Origin of the sequence: Micromonospora terminaliae (assembly GCF_009671205.1) — a bacterium.
In the GTDB taxonomy this organism is placed as follows: Bacteria; Actinomycetota; Actinomycetes; order Mycobacteriales; family Micromonosporaceae; genus Micromonospora; species Micromonospora terminaliae.
This window is the reverse complement of record NZ_CP045309.1, coordinates 3,038,864-3,055,197: the sequence shown is the minus strand read 5'-3', so window position 1 is coordinate 3,055,197 and position 16,334 is coordinate 3,038,864. Positions and strand designations below refer to the sequence as shown.

Below are 16,334 nucleotides of genomic sequence, written 5' to 3'. Positions count from 1 at the left end.
TCAGGATCGACCGGCTCAGGCGTCGGCCGGCCCCGGACTGTCCGGGTTGCCCGGCGCCGGCGTGGTCTCGCCCGGCTGCCCCGTCGCCGGCCGCCGGCCTGGGGCGGGACGCGGAGCGGGCGGCTGCGGGAAGGGTTCGAGCGGGTAGAACTGCTCCGCCGGGGAGTCGGGCCGCCGCCGCGCGCCCCCCGCCCCGGCCTCCCGCTGGCGCGGCGGGCGCTCCTCCCGGAGCGCCTCCGGCATCCCGGCCGCTGGCTCGGCGCTGCTGTCCTGTGCCTCCGCTGGCTCGGTGCTGCCGTCCGGTGTCGTCCCTGGCTCGGCGCTGCTGTCCTGTGCCTCTGCTGGCTCGGTGTCGCCGTCCTGCGTTTCCGCTGGCTCGGTGCCGCTGTCCTGTGCCTCCGCTGGCCCGGAGTCGCCGTCCTGTGCCTCCGCCGGCCGGCGTCCACGCTGTTCCTCGGCGTACTCCGCGCGCCGGCGCTCAAGGTCGCGCTTCCACTCCAGGGCGATGCGCTTGTCCCAGTACGGCTGCAGCAGCTTGCGGACCGGCTCATCCAGGTAGACCGACACGTCGGGCTCACAGGTGAACGTGACCTCGCCACGCCCGTAGCGCCAGGGGAGGGCGTCGTCGTCGGTCATCGCATCGTCCAGCGCGAGAGCGAACGCCCGGGGGAGATCCGGCGGGATCTCCGCGGCGCACCGGACCGCGATGCGCCGCAGCCGCTGCATTGCCTGGGGCTGGAACTGGTCGACGTACCAGCCGAAGAGCTCCGGCCGCGCGTTGTCGGACGACCAGGTGAAGGTGGTCCGGACGACGAAGTGGTACACCTGCCCCAGCGCCGGCACCAGCAGGGTCGGCGCCACCCGCCGGTCGACGAGCGTCACGGGTGAGGCCTCCGCCTCCTGCCACCGCATCTGGTCCAGGATGGGCCGGACCGCCGTCCACAACCGCTTCGCGATGCGTAGTGTGACCGTCCAGGCTTCCCGGGCCCGGGTGAGCCACTGTTCCCACCGGTCCCGCGCCGCCTCCGGGCGGTCCGGGACCTGGCCGTTCGCCGAGGTTGCGCCGGTGCCAGCCGCTGGACTGGTGTCGTCCCTCTCGCCGTCGTGGTCGCCCGGCACCCCGGTCATCGCACCCCTCTCCGGTCGAGCAGCTGCGCGTCGCCCGGCCGTACGGGTGCGCGGCCCGTGCGGTCGGGTGAGGGGTGTGCGGAGACGCCCGCCGGCGCTTCCGTCGTCCCACGCTAACAAGTCGGGACGGCGGCGGACCGCTGCCGCGCGGGCGGCGGAGTGGCGGCCCGGCTCGGTCGGGGTACACCACCCGGCGCTGGCGGTGGTGTGTGAACCCTCAGCAGGCCGGTGAGCTGGACGAAGATCTTGCGCCGGTCGACCGCCTGGCCGCGCCGGTCGAGGACGTATCCGGTCAGCCAGACCCAGCCGGTGTACGTCGACCGGGGGCAGACCGAGACGACCCGGAAGGTCAGGGCTCGGTCGCCACCGAACTGCACCGAGGCGCGGCCGTCGATGCGCAGCAGGTCGCCGGGCTCGGGGCGCACAGCTACCAGTGGCCCTGGTTCGGTGGCCGGCACTCGCGGGCGTGCATGGTCTGCCAGTCGCGCAGCGCCCGCCGGAGTCGGCCGTTCTCCTCGCCGAGCAGGCGTATCCACCGGTGGAGGTCGCTCAGCTCGTCGGCGACCAGGGACTGGAACTCGCGTACCTGCTCGGGGTCGACGCCCCGGCGGCACGGGTCGAACACGCGGATCCGCGCGCCGTGCGCGGTCAACCGGGCCGGTAGGCCGGCTCCATGGAACGGGCCACCTCGATATGCGTCGGTCACATCGGTCCTTTCTGGGCAGGCGGAAGCACGATGGGTCGGGAAGGCGGTCGTCGCAGCCTGGGATCAGCGGGAGGAGGACTGGTAGTTCGGTTGGTCGGGACGGGTACGGGCACGCGTCCCGACCAAGGGGGGTGAGCCGAACTCGGTGCCACGCGAGGAGCGGCTCGCGATCAAACATATATGCCTAAGTGCCGAGTGGCAACGCTTGGTTGTCCGTCGGGCGCGTGTCGTGATCAAATTGGCGTGCCACGCAAGGAGCGCCATGCCACAGACGCCGGACTACATCCGGATCTCCGATGAGATCATCAAAGACCTGCACAGCGGCCGGGTGCGGCCGGGGGACAAGCTGCCCTCCATAGCGGACATGGCCGGGCGGTTCGGGGTCAGCTCCTCGACCATCCAGATGGTCTACGTCCGCCTCGAAGCGCTACGCGTCATCCGGCGGCGTCAGGGCAAGGGCATCTTCATTACCGATCCTGCCACCTGGATGCGCGAGCCCTGACGGTTCCGACTGCGCGACGCCGACTTTCGGGACTGGCGGAGAAGATCAAAGTCGTGCACCCTTATCCACGTGCGGACATTCGTCGGCGTGACGGACAAGAGGTGGTACCGGTTTCTCGCCGCCCGAGCCGGCCTTACGGAGGTCAACTTCTGGCGACCCTCGGGCGGCGGCTTCCGTGCACTCACCCCGGGTGAGCCCTTCTTCTTCAAGGCGCACTTCCCGCTCAATCGGATAGTTGGCGGAGGCTTCTTCAGCGGCTTCACGCAGTTGAGGATTTCCGAGGCGTGGGAGCTGTTCGGCGAGGCCAACGGCGTGGCCAGCCTGGACGAGATGCGCCGGAACGTCGGACGCTACCGCAAGCAGCCGATCGGGCCGGCCGAGGATCCGACCATCGGCTGCATATTTGTCCGGGACAGTGTCTTCTTTCCCGAGGATTCGACTGCTGACCCGCCTCCAGGGTTCGCGTCCAACGTGGTGCAGGGGAAGACGTATGACCTCGCCGATCCGTCTGTAGCCGAGTACTTCGACCTCCTGCTGCACCGCCTGTTGGGCGTGACCGTCGAGCTCGATGCAGGTCTGCCCTGGCACCGATCTGGACCGGTGTACGGTGACCCGCGTCTTGTCCCGCAGCGCCTTGGTCAGCAGTCGTTCAAAGCGGTGATTCTGGGCGCCTACGGCAGGCGCTGCGCCATCACCGGGAACAAGGTCCAGCCAGTGCTGCAAGCAGCTCACATTAGACCGTTACCGCAGGGTGGCGAGCATCGGATTGACAACGGTCTGCTGCTCAAGTCGGACGTCCACATCCTCTTCGATCGGGGATACCTGGGCGTAGACCCGAAGTACCGGTTGATGGTGAGCCCTCGATTGCGTAGCGAGTTCGGGAATGGCGATCAGTTCTACGCCAAGGCCGGCCATCCCATCACTGTTCCTGAGCGGAGGGGTGACAGGCCCAACAGCGAGTTCCTCGAGTGGCATCTGGACACGGTTTTCAAGGCTGCCTGACCTGCGGTCGGCAATCGCCCGCCGCCTGTCCTCGCTTCCGGAAGCGCCCTCGCCACGCATCGACAAAGGTGTATCTGTAGATGTTCGGCCGGTGTTGGTAGTCGTGATGAGCTGGTCGGATGGCGGGACGGACATCGCCGTTCGACGACAGGAGGGACCGTGCGCACACCATCGCGTGCGACGATTGGCCAACGGGCGCCGCCGTACGGCGGCTGAACGTCCCGCCCGAGCCGGGCAGTTCCGGTGCGCGCCGTCGCGCGTCCGCACGCGAGGTCCCCGCAGCTTCCGCGCCGCCGGTCGATCGACCGGCGGTCCGCCGAGAGGACCCCGATGAGGATTGCCACGTCGCCGGTCTGGCGGGTCCAGCGCCCCGGGATGCCGCCGCCTCGCCGGTCTGGCCGGACCAGCGCCCTGCGCGACGGTCAGTTCGGCTGGTCGAGGATGGCGCTGAACCGTTCCTCGGCCAGGTCGAGCTGGGCGAAGATGTGCCGCTTCACCGGCAGGGACAGCGGCGTGTCGGGCCGGGCGATGAGGTCGCGGTAGACCGGCACGAGGGGCCGGTACTTCGCCGCCGAGCGGGCCACCTTCGGCCCGACCGTGTGGATCACCCCCACGCCGTTGTCGGTGAAGTCCGACACCTTGATCACCCGAGCCCAGGGCTCCCGGTCGAGGCTCGCCGCCACGTGCTCCCGGTACTGGACGTGCCGGTCGCGCCCCGGGTCGTACGCCGGGTTGGTGACCGCGCCGACGAGCCGGGCGACCCGCGGGCCGAACCGCGCGGCCAGCGCGGCCAGGGCCGCGGGCGTCGGATCGACGGCTCCAGGTCGCTGCGCGGCATCGGCCGCGCCGGGCGGGGGTCGTCGTAGCGCGTCCGGGCCGGCGAGCTCCGCCGGGTGGTCCTCCACGGCGTCGTGCAGCAGGCCCGCCACGATCACGTCCACGTCCCGCACCTCGTAGTGGTGCATCATCCGGATCGCCACCCGCAGCAGGTGGTTCAGGTACGGCTCGCGCACCCGCCGGTCCTCCCGGTGCAGCTCGGCGGCGAGGTCGAGGGCGGCGGTGAGCCGTTCCCGGGCCGGCTCGTCGAACGCCTCGACCTCCAGCCGGAAGCGAGCCAGCAGGCCCGGCTCGCCGTGGATCTCGGTGATCGCGTGCATCGGCATGGTCGCCAGGTAGGCCGGGAACTCCATACGTCCCTTATAGCTGATCTTCGCTAGGGAGCGTCGCCCCCGGTCGGCCTCCCGACCGTGTCGGTCAGCCGCCGGTGAGCCGCTTGACGAGGCGGACGGTCGTGCCATCCGGGGCGCCGGCGATGCTCACCTCGTCCATCACCCGGTCCATGATCATCCGCCCCCGGCCCCGGTCGCCGGGGTCACCGTCGGCGTCGGGCCGCCAGCCGCCGCGGTCGCGTACCTCGACCACCAGGTGGTCGTCGCGCAGCTCGGCGCGCAGCGTGGTGATCCCCTCGGGCGCGAAGCGGTAGCCGTGCTCGATGGCGTTGGCGCACGCCTCTCCGGCGGCCATCAGCACGGTCTCGACGTCCCACTCGCTGACCCCGTGGGCGCGCAGCCAGCGCCGCAGCCGCTCCCGGGTCGGCGCCAGCCGCGCCGGGTCGGCCGGCAGGTCGATCGTGAACGCCGGGGCGGTGCCGGCCGGATCGTCGCCCGGCACCAGCCCGGCGGCTGTCCCACCCTCCACGTCCGGTCCCCCGTCCCGCGCACGTCCCGGGCCTGGGCGCTCGCCGTCACCGTCCCGTCCTGTCGGTCATTGTCCCCGGTCGGGCCCGCCGGTATTCCTCGACCCGGCGGTTCGTTCCGACCGATTCCCGGGCACCGCCCGACCCGGCGCGGCCGAGCCTCGCGGTGCTGCCCGAGCCGGCGCGGCCGAGCCTCGCGGTGCTGCCCGAGCCGGCGCGGCCGAGCCCCGCGGCGGGTCACAATCGGCGGGTGGACCGGGTGCTGGACCTGCTGGTGGCGCTTCCGCCCGCGCTGGTGCTGGCCCTGGTGTTCCTGCTGCCGGCGCTGGAGGCGTCGACGTTCCTCGGGCTGCTCGTGCCGGGGGAGATCGCCGTACTGGTCGGTGGGGTTCTCGCGCACGAGGGACGGCTGCCGCTCTGGGCGGTGGTCCTCGCGGCGGTCGCGGGCGCGGCCGTCGGCGACCAGGCCGGCTACCTCGTGGGCCGCCGGTACGGCCGGCGGCTGCTGGCCCGCGTGCCCCAGCGCGTCGCCCGTTCCGGGGAGCTGTCGCGGGCGCTGGAGCTGGTCCGCCGCCGGGGCGCGGTCGCCGTGGTGCTCGGCCGCTGGGCGGCGGCGCTGCGCGCCCTCGTACCCGGACTGGCCGGGATGAGCGGCATCGGGCACCGTGCGTTCACCGTGGCGAACCTCGCCGGCGGCGTGCTCTGGGCGGTGGCCGTGACCCTGCTCGGCTACCTGGCCGGGGCGTCGTTCCGGCTGCTCGAGCGGCGGCTCGGCTGGGGCGGTGAGGCGCTGCTCGCCCTCGTGGTGCTGGTGGTGGTCGTGCGGGTCGTCCGGGCCCGGCGGGCCGCCCGCCGCGAAGGGGCGGACGCCGCCCGGCCCGGCTGATCTTCTGCCGAGAGCCGGGAGGAGGGTCAGTCGGCGACCAGGTTCTCCAGCAGCCCGTGCCGGCCGGGCACCTCCCGCAGCGCCGGGTCACCGGGCAGCCGCAGGCGGTCGGTCGGGTACTCCAGCACGGCGCCGCCCCCGTCGCCCGAGACGTGCACCTCGCCCGCGATATGGTCCTCGCCGGCCAGGGTCACGGCGGCCAGCACCGGCGGCCCGGTCCGCGGCGTCACCCGGAGCACGGCGGTGTCGTCCACCTCGATGGGCCGTACCCGATAGCGCTCCACCTCGATCCGGGCCGGCCGGACCGGCGTCCCGGTCGCCGCCTCGCCGACGGCCAGGCACTGCATGACCGCGTGGGCCAGGGGGTTGGCGAGGGCCCCGTCGAGCCGGCGGTGTTCGGCCAGGTCGAGCACCGGCGGCTTCTCCAGCAGCAGGTCCGCCCCGGCGGCGAGCGCGTCGAGGGCGATCGGCAGGTGGGTGTGCGGCGGGGTGCAGACCACCACCACGTCGGGGCGTACGGCGGCCAGCATGGCCCGGTGGTCGGTGAAGGTCTCCGTCCCCGGCGGCACGGGGGCGGCCGGCTCGTCCTCCAGGGGGCGGACGTCGACCAGCCCGACGAGGCGCACCCGGCCGGCGTCGTGCAGCGGAGCGATGGCCCGCCGGTGCCAGCGGCCGTGCCCGTTCGCCCCGACCAGCGCGACCGTGGGCGGCGCACCCGCTCCGGCCGCGCCGCGCCGAACGGCCCCCGGGCCCGTCATGCGGCGCCGGCCACGGTGGCCCGGACGCCGTGCCGGTCGAGCGCGTCGAGCCAGCCGGTCACGTCGGCCCGGACCTCGTCGTCGGCGGCCAGGTCGGCGGGGAAGACCTCGCGCAGCGCGAAGAGCGCGTCGACCGCCCCGGCCGGGGTGCCCGGTGCGGCGGCGAGAGCCGCGCGGATCCGGTCGGCGAGCGGGTCGTCCAGCGGCAGGGGGCGGCCGTCGTCGGCGTGCCCGAGGACGAAGCGCACCCACGCCGCGACCACGAGGGCGGCCCAGCGGGCCGGGCGGCCGGCGGCGCGGAGGTCGGCGACGGTGTGCAGCACCCGCTGGGGCAGCTTCTGCGAGCCGTCCATGGCGATCTGGAGAGTGCGGTGCCGGATCGCCGGGTTGGCGAACCGGGCCAGCACCTCCTCCCCGTACGCCGGCACGGAGACGCCGGGCGGCGGGGTGAAGCTGGCCGCCACGTCCTCGGCGACGAGCCGGCGCAGCACGTCACCCAGCCCCGGCAGCGCCAGGGCCTCGGCGACGGTCTCGGCGCCCGCGAGGGCCCCCAGGTACGCCGTCGCCGAGTGCACCCCGTTGAGCGTGCGCAGTTTCAGCCGCTCCCACGGGCCGGCGTCGTCGGTGAGCACCGCCCCGGCCCGCTCCCAGGCCGGCCGCCCGCCCGGGAAGTCGTCCTCCACCACCCACTGGGAGTACGGCTCGGCGGCCACCGCCGCCAGGTCGGTGACGCCGAGCGCCCGCCGGGCCGTGTCCAGGGTGTCCGCGGTGGCGGCCGGCACGATCCGGTCGACCATGGTGCCGGGGAAGCTGACCTGCCGCGCGATCCAGCCGGCCGGCCCGTCGGGCACCCGGGCCAGCGTGAGCGCCTGGGTCACGAGGCCGCGTAGCCGACGGCCGTTGGCCGGCAGGTTGTCGCAGCTGACCAGCGCGACCGGGCCCGCGTCGGCGGCGGCCCGGGCGAGCAGCCCGCGCACGAGCAGCCCCGGCACGGTCCGCGGGGGCCGGTCGGTGGTGAGGTCGGCCAGCAGGTCCGCGTCGGCGCACAGCGTGCCGGTGACCGGGTCGAGCTGGTACGCCTTCTCGGTCACGGTCAGCGTCACCACCCGGATCGCCGGGTCGGCGAGCAGGCGCACCACGGCGGCCGGGTCGCGAGGCGCGTGGCGTACCCCGGCCAGGGCGCCGACCACCCGGGTGGCCGTGCCCCCGGGAGCCAGGGTGGTGACGCTGAACAGGGCGTCCTGCGCGGCCAGCGCGTCGACCACGGCGGTGCTGCGCGGGGCGACCCCCACGGTGCCCCAGTCCCCGCCGGCCACGGCGACCGCCGCCTCGGTGTGCACGGCCTGGTGGGCGCGGTGGAACGCGCCGAGTCCGAGGTGGACGATGCCCGTCGGCACGGTGCCGGGGCGCAGCAGGGGCCGGCACTCGACGGGCAGCCGGCGCAGCGTCGCCAGGCCGAGGCGGTCGGTGGTCAGCGCCATGTCGGGCCGTCCGGGAAGCGGAACTCGGCGATCGACTCCGGTCGCATGGTGCTGCTGTAGCCGGGGGCGGTCGGCAGCAGGTAGCGGCCGCCCCGGGTGCGGACCGGGTCGACGAAGTGCTCGTGCAGGTGGTCCACGTACTCGATCATCCGGCCGTCGAGGCCGGTGCCGACCCGGAGGTGGTCGAAGATCGCCAGGTGCTGGACGTACTCGCAGAGGCCGACGCCGCCGGCGTGCGGGCAGACCGGCACGCCGAACTTCGCCGCCATGAGCAGCTCGGCGAGGACCTCGTCGACCCCGCCGACCCGGCACGCGTCGACCTGCATGACGCCGATGGCCTCGGCCTGGAGGAGCTGCTTGAAGATCACCCGGTTGGCGGCCACCTCGCCCGTGGCGACCCGGCACCGGCCGCCGGTCAGCTCGGTGACCGCGCGGGCGATCCGGGCGTGGCCCAGCACGTCGTCGGCGTGCGTCGGCTCCTCGATCCAGTACGGGTCGACCTCGGCCAGCGCGGTCATCGCGGTAATCGCCTGGTCGACGTCCCAGACCTGGTTGGCGTCCATCATGAGCAGCGCGTCCGGCCCGATCTCGGCGCGGATGATCCGGGCCCGGCGCAGGTCGTCGTCCAGCGGGCCGCCGACCTTCATCTTCACGGCCCGCCAGCCGTCGGCGTACGCGGCGCGGGTGAGCGCCCGCACCTTGTCGTCCGGGTAGCCGAGCCAGCCGACCGAGGTGGTGTACGAGGGGAAGCCGTCGCGGTCCAGCCCGGCCAGGCGGTCGGCGAGCCCGTCGCGCCCCTTGTCGAGGATGGCGGCCGCCTCGTCGGGGGTGAGCGCGTCGGTGATGTGGTGGAAGTCGACGGTGGCCACCAGGTCGTCGGTCGGCAGCTCGGCCAGGAGTCGCCACAGCGGCTTGCCGGCGAGCTTGGCGCGCAGGTCCCAGACGGCGTTGACCAGCGCGCCGGTCGCCATGTGGATGACGCCCTTCTCGGGGCCGAGCCAGCGCAGCTGCACGTCGGCGGTGAGCGAGCGCCAGAACGCCACCGGCTCGGCGGCGATCTCGGCGACGGTCCGGCCGCGTACGTGGTGGGCCAGGGCCCGCACGGCCGCGCAGGTGATCTCGTTGCCCCGGCCGTTGGTGAAGGTGAACCCCGTGCCGGTGGGGCCGCCGTCGGTGGTCAGCTCCACGTAGGTGGCCGAGTAGTCGCCCCGGTTGATCGCGTCCGAGCCGTCGCCGCTGGCGGCCGTCGGGAACCGGACGTCGTGCACCTGCACGTCGGTGATGGTGGTCATGCAGCCTCCCCGAACTTGAAGACCCGCTTCGGCAGCCGGTACGCCACGTCCACGATGGTCTCGGCGGCGTCGGCCCGCCCCCGGTCGTACAGCGCCGCCGCCTCCGCCGGGTCGAGAGCGAGGGTACGGGCGGTCGGGTGCCCGTGGCCCGACGAGGTGGCGCCCGCCGCGATGAACGCCGCCCGGCGCCGCCGCAGCGCGGCCAGGTATCCGGCGTACGTGCCGGTGTCCTCGGCGAGCCGGTCCAGGTTGGCCGACCAGTTGCCGAACTCCATGTCCACCACGTCGTCCGGGCGGAACGTGGTGACGACCCGCCTGCCCGGCCCGCCCCAGCCGTTCCCCCGGTCCGCCGGAGCGGCCCCGCGCCGGCGGCGGAACGGTGCAGAATGCGGGCGGCGGCATCCACCGTGGAGGGAGCGAGCCATGAGCGGGCACGACTTCGAGCCGGTCTTCGGGCCCGCGCGGGTGATGGTGATCCTGCGCGACCTGCCGCCCGACGAGACCGTCCGGCTCGCCGAGCGCGCCTGGGACCTCGACATCGACGTGGTGGAGGTGCCGATCCGCACGCCGGACGCGGTCCTCGCGCTGCGCGCCGCCGTGGCGGCGGGCCGGCGCCGCGACCGCCTGGTGGGCGCGGGCACGGTCCGCACCCCCGCCCAGGTCCGGCTGGCCGCCGCGGCGGGCGCCGCGTTCACCGTCGCCCCGGGGCTGGACCTGGCGATCGCCGACGCGGCGGTCAGCTACGGCATCCCGCACCTGCCCGGCGTGGCCACCCCCACCGAGGCCCAGCGGGCCCTCGACCACGGCCTGGTCTGGCTGAAGGCGTTCCCCGCGGTCAGCCTCGGGCCCGCCTGGTTCCGGGCCGTCGCCGGGCCGCTGCCCGAGGCGCGGTTCGTGGCCACCGGCGGGATCGACGCCGACAACGCGGGCGACTTCCTCGCCGCCGGGGCGCGGATGGTGGCGGTCGGATCGGCGCTGTCCGACCCGCGGCAGATTCCCCGTCTCGCCGCCCTCGCCGCCGATCCGGGCTGAGCCGGTCCGCCCGGGGCTGCGCCGGTCCGTCCCGGCGGCGGTGGGGCGGGCGCTGCGCCGGTCAGGCGGGGGCGGGGCCCAGGCTGTCGCGGTGGACCAGTTCGGCGGGCAGGGTCTCCACCCGGTCCCGGCCGTCGGGCGCGTCCAGGGCCAGGGTCATGGCGCGGGCGCCCAGCTCGGCCAGCGGCAGGCGCACGGTGGTCAGCGCCGGTGTCACGTCGGCGGCGATCGGCATGTCGTCGAAGCCGACCACGGACACGTCGGCGGGCACCCGCACGCCGCGGGCGCGCAGCAGGTTCAGCGCGCCGACGCCCATCGAGTCGTTCATCGCCACGACGGCGGTCAGCCCCGGCACGGCGTCCAGCAGTTCCGCGGCGGCGCGGGACCCGCCGTCGCGGGTGAAGTCCGCGTACCGGATCCGCGCCTCCGGCAGCGGCTCACCCAGGCCGGCGGCGAGCCCGGCGAGCCGGTCGCTCGTGGTGGTGAGGGGGCGTGGGCCGGCCAGCACGCCGACGCTCCGGTGGCCGAGGCGGCGCAGCTCCGCGCCGAGCAGGCGGCCGCCCTCCTCGTTGGCCGGTAGCACGGCGTCGCCCCGGTGCCGGTGCCGGCCGATCACGGCGACCCGGCCGCCGGTGGCCGCGTACGCGGCGAGCCGCTCGTCGAGCAGCGCGTTGACCGTGGGGTCGTGGTAGCCGGACCCGGCCAGCACGATGGCGGCGACCTGCTGGGCGCGGAGCAGGTCGACGTACTCCACCTCGCGCTCCGGATCGCGGTAGCTGTTGCAGATGATGACGAGCCGTCCCCGCTCGGTGGCGACCCGTTGCAGCCCCCGGGTCACCTCGGCGAAGTACGGGTCGGACACGTCGTGTACCAGCACGCCGACCACGCTGCGCCGCGGCCGGGCCAGCAGCTGGGCGTGCGCGTTCGGCACGTACCGCAGCTCGGCGACGGCCTTCAGCACCCGTTCGCGCAGCTCGTCGGCGACCGGCTTGCTGCTGCCGTTGATGACCCGCGACGCGGTCGCGGGGGAGACGCCCGCCCGGCGGGCGACGTCGGCCAGTGTCGCCATCGGCACCCCCTCGCACAGCCCGGTGGCCGAGAGGCTACCGCAGCACGGCCGGGAAGGCCGTTCCGTGATCGGCGGAGGCGGCGCTCACGCGGCTTAGGCGGTGGGGCGGGAGGTGGTGACCGCCTCGATCGCGCCGGTCATCGCGGCGGGGTCCCCTGGACCCGGTACGCGATGGCCTCGTTCCAGACGTGCGGGTAGACGCCGATCTCGAAGTAGCGGGTGAACCGGTTGATCGGCGCGTTGCTGTGGTCGTGCCAGAGCAGCCACACCGGGGCGATGGTGAACAGCGCGAAGTTGAGGGCGACCAGCGGCAGGTAGAGCGGGCCGAGCAGCCGCGCCTGGAGGACGTGCACGTCCTCGTGCCGCTGGATGCCGGGGCTGGAGCCCGCGCAGACGGTGCCGATGGTGGTGGCGTAGCGGGGCGAGACGCCCTCGACGAGGTTGACCCGCCCGCTGGCCTGCGAGACCGCCCGGTCGAGTTGGTGCCCGAAGACGAGGTGCAGGGTCAGGTAGAGCGCGCCCGCGAGTGTGTTGAGCAGGCTCCAGGTGTGGTCGACCACGAAGAGGACAATGCCCTTCGCGTCGGCGGCGTAGGTGCCGGCGGACGCGACCGCCCAGCCGAACGGCGCGCCGATGAGCAGCCCGGCGACCGCGCCGACGAGCAGGCCGATGGTGCCGCCGGCCGCCGCGCCGAGCCCGGCGCCCAGGACGATGTGGACGGCGACGCTGATGATGCCGAAGATCATGGGTCACCTCTTTCACACCCGGGAGCGGGTGCAGCGGGGGCTCGCGGCCCTCAGTCACCGGCCTGCCGCCGACTTTATCGGCCCGCCCTCCCGTTCGGCCGACCTCGAATCGTGCGCGATCGATATTCTGGAGGGTCGTGCCTGCGCAGTTTCTGGCTCAGCCCGGCGGCTGCCAGTCGGCGTACCGGGCCGCGCCGCGCAGCGCCGCCCTCGCCGGGATCAACCGGAGCAGGGCGTTGCGCACGGCCACCGCCGCCGGGTGGCGCAGCTGCTGGCCGTAGCGGGCGGCGCGGGTGGAGGCCCGGGCGACCGCCTGGCTGCGGGGTCGCCGCTGCCGGTCGTACGCGGCCAGCGCGCCGGCCAGGTCGCCCGGCCCGCCCGCGCACGCGGCACCGAGCACCACGGCGTCCTCGATGGCCTGCCCCGCGCCCTGCCCGAGGTGCGGCGTCATGGCGTGCGCCGCGTCGCCGAGGAGGGCCACCCGGCCTCGCACGTACGACGGCAGCGGGGTGGCCAGGTGGAACAGGTCGGTCCGGAGCACCGTCTCGGGCGGCGTGGCCGTCAGCAGCGCGGGGATCGGCTCGTGCCAGCCGCCGAAGCGGTCCCGGACGGCCGCCAGCTCGTCCGGCTCGTGCCCGCCCGGCGGGGCCGTCTCGGCCGCGTACCAGTAGAGCCGGCCGTCGCCGAGCGGGACCATGCCGAACTCCCGGCCCGGCCCCCAGGTGACGGCCGTCGCCACCGGCCCGGTCCAGCGGATCGCCGCCCGCCAGGCCGTCGAGCCGGAGTACGCCGGGGCCGGCAGCTCCGGCCAGAGCCGGCGGCGCAGCACGCTGTGCAGCCCGTCGGCGCCGACCACGAGATCCGCCCGCAGGGTGGTGGGCGAGCCGTCCCGCCGGTAGGTCACGGCGGGCCGATCGGCGTCGACCTCCACGACGTCGGCGCCGGTGACCAGTGCCGAGGCCGGCAGGGCGGCGCGGAGCAGCCGGTGCAGCGCGGTGCGGTGGATCCCGAGCGCGGGGGTGCCGAGCGCCTGTTCCAGCGCGGCTCCCTCGATCCGGGACACCCAGCGGCCGTCGCTGGTGCGCAGCCCGCCGGGCGAGTCCGGCACGCCCTGCCGGCGGATCGCCTCGCCCACGCCGAGCGCGTCCAGTCCACGCAGTGCGTTCGCCATGAGGGTCAGGCCGGTGCCCAGCTCGCGCGGCTCGGCGGCGCGCTCCAGCACGGTGACCCGCCAGCGCCGGCGGTGCAGGGCGAGCGCCGCGGCGAGCCCGCCGATGCCGGCGCCGACCACGATCGCGTGCGGCTCGCCCATGCCGATCACCCCTTCTACGCCTGTAGAAGGCGATACTACCTCCGTAGAACACGTCTGAGGAGGGACCACGGTGAGTGCACGGGCGGCCCGGGTGGCCCGGCTGGCCGACGCGGCGGTGGAGCTGCTGGCCGAGGGCGGCATGCGGGCACTGACCCACCGCGCCGTCGACGCGCGGGCCGGGATGCCGCCCGGCACCACCTCGGCGTACCTGCGGACCCGGCAGGCGCTCATCGAGGCCGTGGTCCAGCGCCTGGCCGACCTCGACCGCGCCGACCTGGCCGCCCACGAGCTGCCCACCGAGCCCCCCGGCCCCGCGCCGGCGCTCGGCCCCGAGGGGCTCGATCAGCTCGCCGCCGGAGTGGCCGAGGTGCTCGACCGGTGGCTGACCACCGGACGCAGCCGCGCCCTGGCCCGCTACGCCTGCCTGCTGGAGGCGGTGCACCGGCCCGAGCTGCGCCGGATCCTCGACCACGGCACCGTGCTGCGCGTCCAGGCCCGGGATCTGCTGGCCCGCGCCGGCGCACCGGACCCGCGCCGGCAGGGGGACCAGTTCGTCGCGTTCGTCGACGGGCTGCTCTTCGACCGCCTGGTCGGCGCCGGAGCGCTCAGTGCGCCGCCGCCCGGCACGCCGGCCAGCCGGGACGACCTGCGGGCCGGCGTGCGTACCCTGCTGCTGGCCTTCACGGGGGCCTGACGGGCCGGCCGTGACCGCCACCACCGGTGTGCGGTGACGCCCGCCGCTGCCGTCCGCCGCGACCGGGTCGAGGATGGTGGGCGGGCACGACAGGGAGGCGGGCGATGACGGGGTCGGGCGGCGGGACGCGGCTACTCCGGTTCGGCGGGTCCGGCGCCACGCCGCGACCCGGAGCAGCCGTCCGGGAGGCGGCCGGGCGGCTTCGGCGCGGCTGGCTGCCGGTGGTCGAGGCGACCCTGGCGGCCACCGTCGCGTGGATCCTCGCCACCCGGCTCGTCGGCCACCCGCAGCCGTTCTTCGCCCCGGCCGCCGCGCTGATCGTGCTCGGCCAGGCCCGCGGCCAGCGGATGCGCCGGGCCGTCGAGGTGGTGCTCGGCGTCGCGGCCGGTGTGCTCGTCGCCGACCTGGTGGTGCAGGCGCTCGGCCCCCGGACCACCTGGACGGTGCTCACCGTCATCCTGCTCACCGTCGCCCTGGCCGTGGCCATCGGCGCCAGCTCGGTCACCGTGGTGCAGGCGGCCGTCTCGGCGCTCTACCTGGTGGTGGTCTCCCCGCCGACCGGGTCACTGGTGCCGTTCCGGTTCGTCGACGCGCTGATCGGCGGGGCGGTGGCCGTGGTCGCCAGCCAGCTCGTCGACGCCCGCCGCCCGCTCGCCCCGCTGGTCAGCGAGTTCCGGCACACCTTCGAGGAGCTGGCCGGGGTGCTCGGCGAGATCGCCGACGCGCTCGACCGGGGCGACGACGCGGCGGCGCTGGCCGCCCTGGAGCGGGCCCGGCACGCCGACGCCGGCGTGGAGCGGCTGCGCGACGCCGTGCGCGCGGCGGGCGAGGCGCTGCGGCTCAACGTGCGCCGCCGCCGGCACCTGGGCCGGCTGCGCTCGGTGGAGGGCTCGATCCGGCAGATCGACTACGCCGTCCGCAACGTCCGGGTGCTGGCGCGCGCCGCCGTCACCCTGACCCGCGGCCCGGCGCCGGTCCCGGCCGAGCTGGGCGGCGCCGTGCGGACCCTCGCCGAGGCGGTGCGCTCGGCCGGCGACGCGCTCGCCGCGGACCTGACCGGGCAGGACGGCGTCGCCGACGCCCACGCCGAGCGGGTCGACGTCGCCGCCCTGGAGGCGGTGCGGGTCGCGGGCCGGCTCTTCACCCCGGGCGAGACGCTGCCGCTCGCCATGATCATCGGCCAGGTCCGGGCCACCGCCATCGACCTGCTGCGCGGCGTACGCGGCGACGACGACGCCACCGTGCTGGCCCGGGTCGACGCGGCGGTCACCGGGCCGGGGCACTGACCCGGCTCACCCCACCAGCCAGTCCACCGCCCGCTGCCGGATCTCCGCCGGCACCTCGTGCCCGCCGGTGAACTCGGCGTACTCGGCCGGATAGCCGAGGGAGTGCAGGCGGGGCACCAGCCGCCGGCTGCACACGTCGATGGGCAGCACCCGGTCGTCGGTGCCGTGCGAGACGAACAGCCGGGGCCGGCCGTGGGTCACCAGCGGCGCCGCGAAGCCGGGGGAGAAGGCCAGCACCGCGTCGACCAGGTCACCGTTGGTCAGGCCCAGCGAGAGGGCGTACGAGGCGCCGTCGGAGAAGCCGCCCACGGTCACCCCGTTCACCGGGTACGCGCGCAGCGTCCCGGCCAGCAGCGCGTCGATCCGGGCCACGTCCGGGCCGTACCCCTCGGCGATCAGGTCCCAGGTGCTGGCGAGCGCCTGCGGGGCGAGCAGCAGCAACCGGTGCGCGTCGGCCAGCGGCAGCAGCAGGTCGAGGCCCTGCCGGGCCGAGCCGCCCGCGCCGTGCAGCAGCACCACCACCCGGTACGGCCCGGCGCCGCCGATCGGCACGTGGCGCAGCGCGGGCGGCCCGCCGGCCGGGTCGGGGACCTCGGCCGGGCCGGCCGGGCCGGGTGCGGCCACGGTCGTGGGGCGGGCGGTCAGGCGGCCGTGCCGGTAGCCCTCCTCGGGCTGCCGGTGCGGCGGCGCGGGTTCGGTCACCTCGCCCCCCTGTCGTCGGTCGGGTCGGGCGGCGGATACCCG

Annotated in this window: 18 protein-coding genes and 1 pseudogene; 6 read left to right on the top strand and 13 right to left on the bottom strand. The window is 75.3% G+C overall.

What is annotated here, in order from left to right; translation table 11 throughout:
- Window positions 1-15: 15 nt before the first annotated feature.
- The 3 genes from GCE86_RS13755 to GCE86_RS13745 all read right to left on the bottom strand — a co-directional run bounded on the left by GCE86_RS13755 (window position 16) and on the right by GCE86_RS13745 (window position 1,834).
- A complete protein-coding gene (locus GCE86_RS13755; protein WP_154227326.1) occupies window positions 16-1,128 on the bottom strand; it encodes an ICP22 family protein in 1,113 nt (370 codons plus the stop codon).
- 113 nt (window positions 1,129-1,241) lie between these two features.
- The gene (locus tag GCE86_RS13750; protein WP_244317291.1) at window positions 1,242-1,553 is read right to left on the bottom strand and encodes a hypothetical protein; all 312 of its coding nucleotides are present in this window, start codon (window positions 1,551-1,553) and stop codon (window positions 1,242-1,244) included.
- A 2-nt stretch (window positions 1,554-1,555) separates the two neighbouring features.
- Window positions 1,556-1,834, bottom strand: coding sequence for a cell division protein DivIVA (locus tag GCE86_RS13745; protein ID WP_154227325.1), 279 nt, complete (start codon window positions 1,832-1,834; stop codon window positions 1,556-1,558).
- Between the two features lie 262 nt (window positions 1,835-2,096).
- Here GCE86_RS13745 and GCE86_RS13740 point away from each other — a divergent pair, with 262 nt between their 5' ends.
- Both GCE86_RS13740 and GCE86_RS13735 read left to right on the top strand, forming a co-directional pair.
- Window positions 2,097-2,336, top strand: coding sequence for a winged helix-turn-helix domain-containing protein (locus tag GCE86_RS13740; protein WP_154227324.1), 240 nt, complete (start codon window positions 2,097-2,099; stop codon window positions 2,334-2,336).
- Between the two features lie 69 nt (window positions 2,337-2,405).
- Complete coding sequence (locus GCE86_RS13735; RefSeq protein WP_154227323.1) at window positions 2,406-3,338, top strand: HNH endonuclease; 933 nt, start codon at window positions 2,406-2,408, stop codon at window positions 3,336-3,338.
- A gap of 422 nt (window positions 3,339-3,760) precedes the next feature.
- Here the strand turns inward: GCE86_RS13735 and GCE86_RS13730 are convergent, their stop codons facing one another.
- Both GCE86_RS13730 and GCE86_RS13725 read right to left on the bottom strand, forming a co-directional pair.
- Window positions 3,761-4,528, bottom strand: coding sequence for an HD domain-containing protein (locus tag GCE86_RS13730; RefSeq protein ID WP_154227322.1), 768 nt, complete (start codon window positions 4,526-4,528; stop codon window positions 3,761-3,763).
- 64 nt (window positions 4,529-4,592) lie between these two features.
- Entirely contained in the window at window positions 4,593-5,036 is a 444-nt protein-coding gene (locus GCE86_RS13725) for an ATP-binding protein (RefSeq protein WP_244317290.1), read from the bottom strand.
- A gap of 248 nt (window positions 5,037-5,284) precedes the next feature.
- On the opposite strand from GCE86_RS13725, the gene GCE86_RS13720 reads away from it, so the two are divergent.
- A complete protein-coding gene (locus GCE86_RS13720; RefSeq protein WP_204341986.1) occupies window positions 5,285-5,920 on the top strand; it encodes a DedA family protein in 636 nt (211 codons plus the stop codon).
- 26 nt (window positions 5,921-5,946) lie between these two features.
- Here GCE86_RS13720 and GCE86_RS13715 read toward each other — a convergent pair whose 3' ends face one another.
- The 4 genes and pseudogenes from GCE86_RS13715 to GCE86_RS13700 form a co-directional block, all read right to left on the bottom strand.
- The gene (locus tag GCE86_RS13715; RefSeq protein WP_154227321.1) at window positions 5,947-6,678 is read right to left on the bottom strand and encodes a Gfo/Idh/MocA family oxidoreductase; all 732 of its coding nucleotides are present in this window, start codon (window positions 6,676-6,678) and stop codon (window positions 5,947-5,949) included.
- A complete protein-coding gene (locus GCE86_RS13710) occupies window positions 6,675-8,159 on the bottom strand; it encodes a mannitol dehydrogenase family protein (protein ID WP_154227320.1) in 1,485 nt (494 codons plus the stop codon). Before GCE86_RS13710 ends, GCE86_RS13715 begins: the two co-directional genes overlap by 4 nt.
- The gene (locus tag GCE86_RS13705; protein WP_154227319.1) at window positions 8,150-9,451 is read right to left on the bottom strand and encodes an enolase C-terminal domain-like protein; all 1,302 of its coding nucleotides are present in this window, start codon (window positions 9,449-9,451) and stop codon (window positions 8,150-8,152) included. The genes GCE86_RS13710 and GCE86_RS13705 overlap by 10 nt, the downstream gene beginning before the upstream one ends.
- A gap of 59 nt (window positions 9,452-9,510) precedes the next feature.
- Window positions 9,511-9,789: pseudogene (locus tag GCE86_RS13700) on the bottom strand (glucuronate isomerase); the annotation flags it as partial.
- Between the two features lie 85 nt (window positions 9,790-9,874).
- Here GCE86_RS13700 and GCE86_RS13695 point away from each other — a divergent pair.
- A complete protein-coding gene (locus GCE86_RS13695) occupies window positions 9,875-10,483 on the top strand; it encodes a bifunctional 4-hydroxy-2-oxoglutarate aldolase/2-dehydro-3-deoxy-phosphogluconate aldolase (protein WP_154227318.1) in 609 nt (202 codons plus the stop codon).
- 61 nt (window positions 10,484-10,544) lie between these two features.
- On the opposite strand, the gene GCE86_RS13690 is transcribed toward GCE86_RS13695, so the two are convergent.
- The 3 genes from GCE86_RS13690 to GCE86_RS13680 all read right to left on the bottom strand — a co-directional run bounded on the left by GCE86_RS13690 (window position 10,545) and on the right by GCE86_RS13680 (window position 13,610).
- On the bottom strand, window positions 10,545-11,552 hold the full coding sequence (locus GCE86_RS13690) for a LacI family DNA-binding transcriptional regulator (RefSeq protein ID WP_154227317.1): 1,008 nt from the start codon (window positions 11,550-11,552) through the stop codon (window positions 10,545-10,547).
- A 137-nt stretch (window positions 11,553-11,689) separates the two neighbouring features.
- Window positions 11,690-12,298: a glycine zipper family protein gene (locus GCE86_RS13685; protein ID WP_154227316.1), complete on the bottom strand. Its 609-nt coding sequence runs from the start codon at window positions 12,296-12,298 to the stop codon at window positions 11,690-11,692.
- A 157-nt stretch (window positions 12,299-12,455) separates the two neighbouring features.
- The gene (locus tag GCE86_RS13680) at window positions 12,456-13,610 is read right to left on the bottom strand and encodes an FAD-dependent oxidoreductase (RefSeq protein ID WP_154227315.1); all 1,155 of its coding nucleotides are present in this window, start codon (window positions 13,608-13,610) and stop codon (window positions 12,456-12,458) included.
- A gap of 70 nt (window positions 13,611-13,680) precedes the next feature.
- On the opposite strand from GCE86_RS13680, the gene GCE86_RS13675 reads away from it, so the two are divergent.
- Window positions 13,681-14,304: a TetR/AcrR family transcriptional regulator gene (locus tag GCE86_RS13675; RefSeq protein ID WP_244317289.1), complete on the top strand. Its 624-nt coding sequence runs from the start codon at window positions 13,681-13,683 to the stop codon at window positions 14,302-14,304.
- Between the two features lie 104 nt (window positions 14,305-14,408).
- On the top strand, window positions 14,409-15,590 hold the full coding sequence (locus tag GCE86_RS13670; protein WP_154227314.1) for an FUSC family protein: 1,182 nt from the start codon (window positions 14,409-14,411) through the stop codon (window positions 15,588-15,590).
- 6 nt (window positions 15,591-15,596) lie between these two features.
- On the opposite strand, the gene GCE86_RS13665 is transcribed toward GCE86_RS13670, so the two are convergent.
- Window positions 15,597-16,292, bottom strand: a complete 696-nt coding sequence (locus GCE86_RS13665; RefSeq protein WP_204341987.1) for an alpha/beta hydrolase — start codon at window positions 16,290-16,292, stop codon at window positions 15,597-15,599.
- Window positions 16,293-16,334: the final 42 nt, after the last annotated feature.

What these genes read in the sequence shown, in the direction of transcription:
- GCE86_RS13705 (WP_154227319.1), bottom strand. Translation starts at nt 9,451, where the DNA reads ATGACCACCATCACCGACGTGCAGGTGCACGACGTCCGGTTCCCGACG.
- GCE86_RS13685 (WP_154227316.1), bottom strand. Translation starts at nt 12,298, where the DNA reads ATGATCTTCGGCATCATCAGCGTCGCCGTCCACATCGTCCTGGGCGCC.
- GCE86_RS13670 (WP_154227314.1), top strand. Translation starts at nt 14,409, where the DNA reads ATGACGGGGTCGGGCGGCGGGACGCGGCTACTCCGGTTCGGCGGGTCC.
- GCE86_RS13695 (WP_154227318.1), top strand. Translation starts at nt 9,875, where the DNA reads ATGAGCGGGCACGACTTCGAGCCGGTCTTCGGGCCCGCGCGGGTGATG.
- GCE86_RS13680 (WP_154227315.1), bottom strand. Translation starts at nt 13,610, where the DNA reads ATGGGCGAGCCGCACGCGATCGTGGTCGGCGCCGGCATCGGCGGGCTC.
- GCE86_RS13730 (WP_154227322.1), bottom strand. Translation starts at nt 4,528, where the DNA reads ATGGAGTTCCCGGCCTACCTGGCGACCATGCCGATGCACGCGATCACC.
- GCE86_RS13755 (WP_154227326.1), bottom strand. Translation starts at nt 1,128, where the DNA reads ATGACCGGGGTGCCGGGCGACCACGACGGCGAGAGGGACGACACCAGT.
- GCE86_RS13690 (WP_154227317.1), bottom strand. Translation starts at nt 11,552, where the DNA reads ATGGCGACACTGGCCGACGTCGCCCGCCGGGCGGGCGTCTCCCCCGCG.
- GCE86_RS13740 (WP_154227324.1), top strand. Translation starts at nt 2,097, where the DNA reads ATGCCACAGACGCCGGACTACATCCGGATCTCCGATGAGATCATCAAA.
- GCE86_RS13710 (WP_154227320.1), bottom strand. Translation starts at nt 8,159, where the DNA reads ATGGCGCTGACCACCGACCGCCTCGGCCTGGCGACGCTGCGCCGGCTG.
- GCE86_RS13715 (WP_154227321.1), bottom strand. Translation starts at nt 6,678, where the DNA reads ATGACGGGCCCGGGGGCCGTTCGGCGCGGCGCGGCCGGAGCGGGTGCG.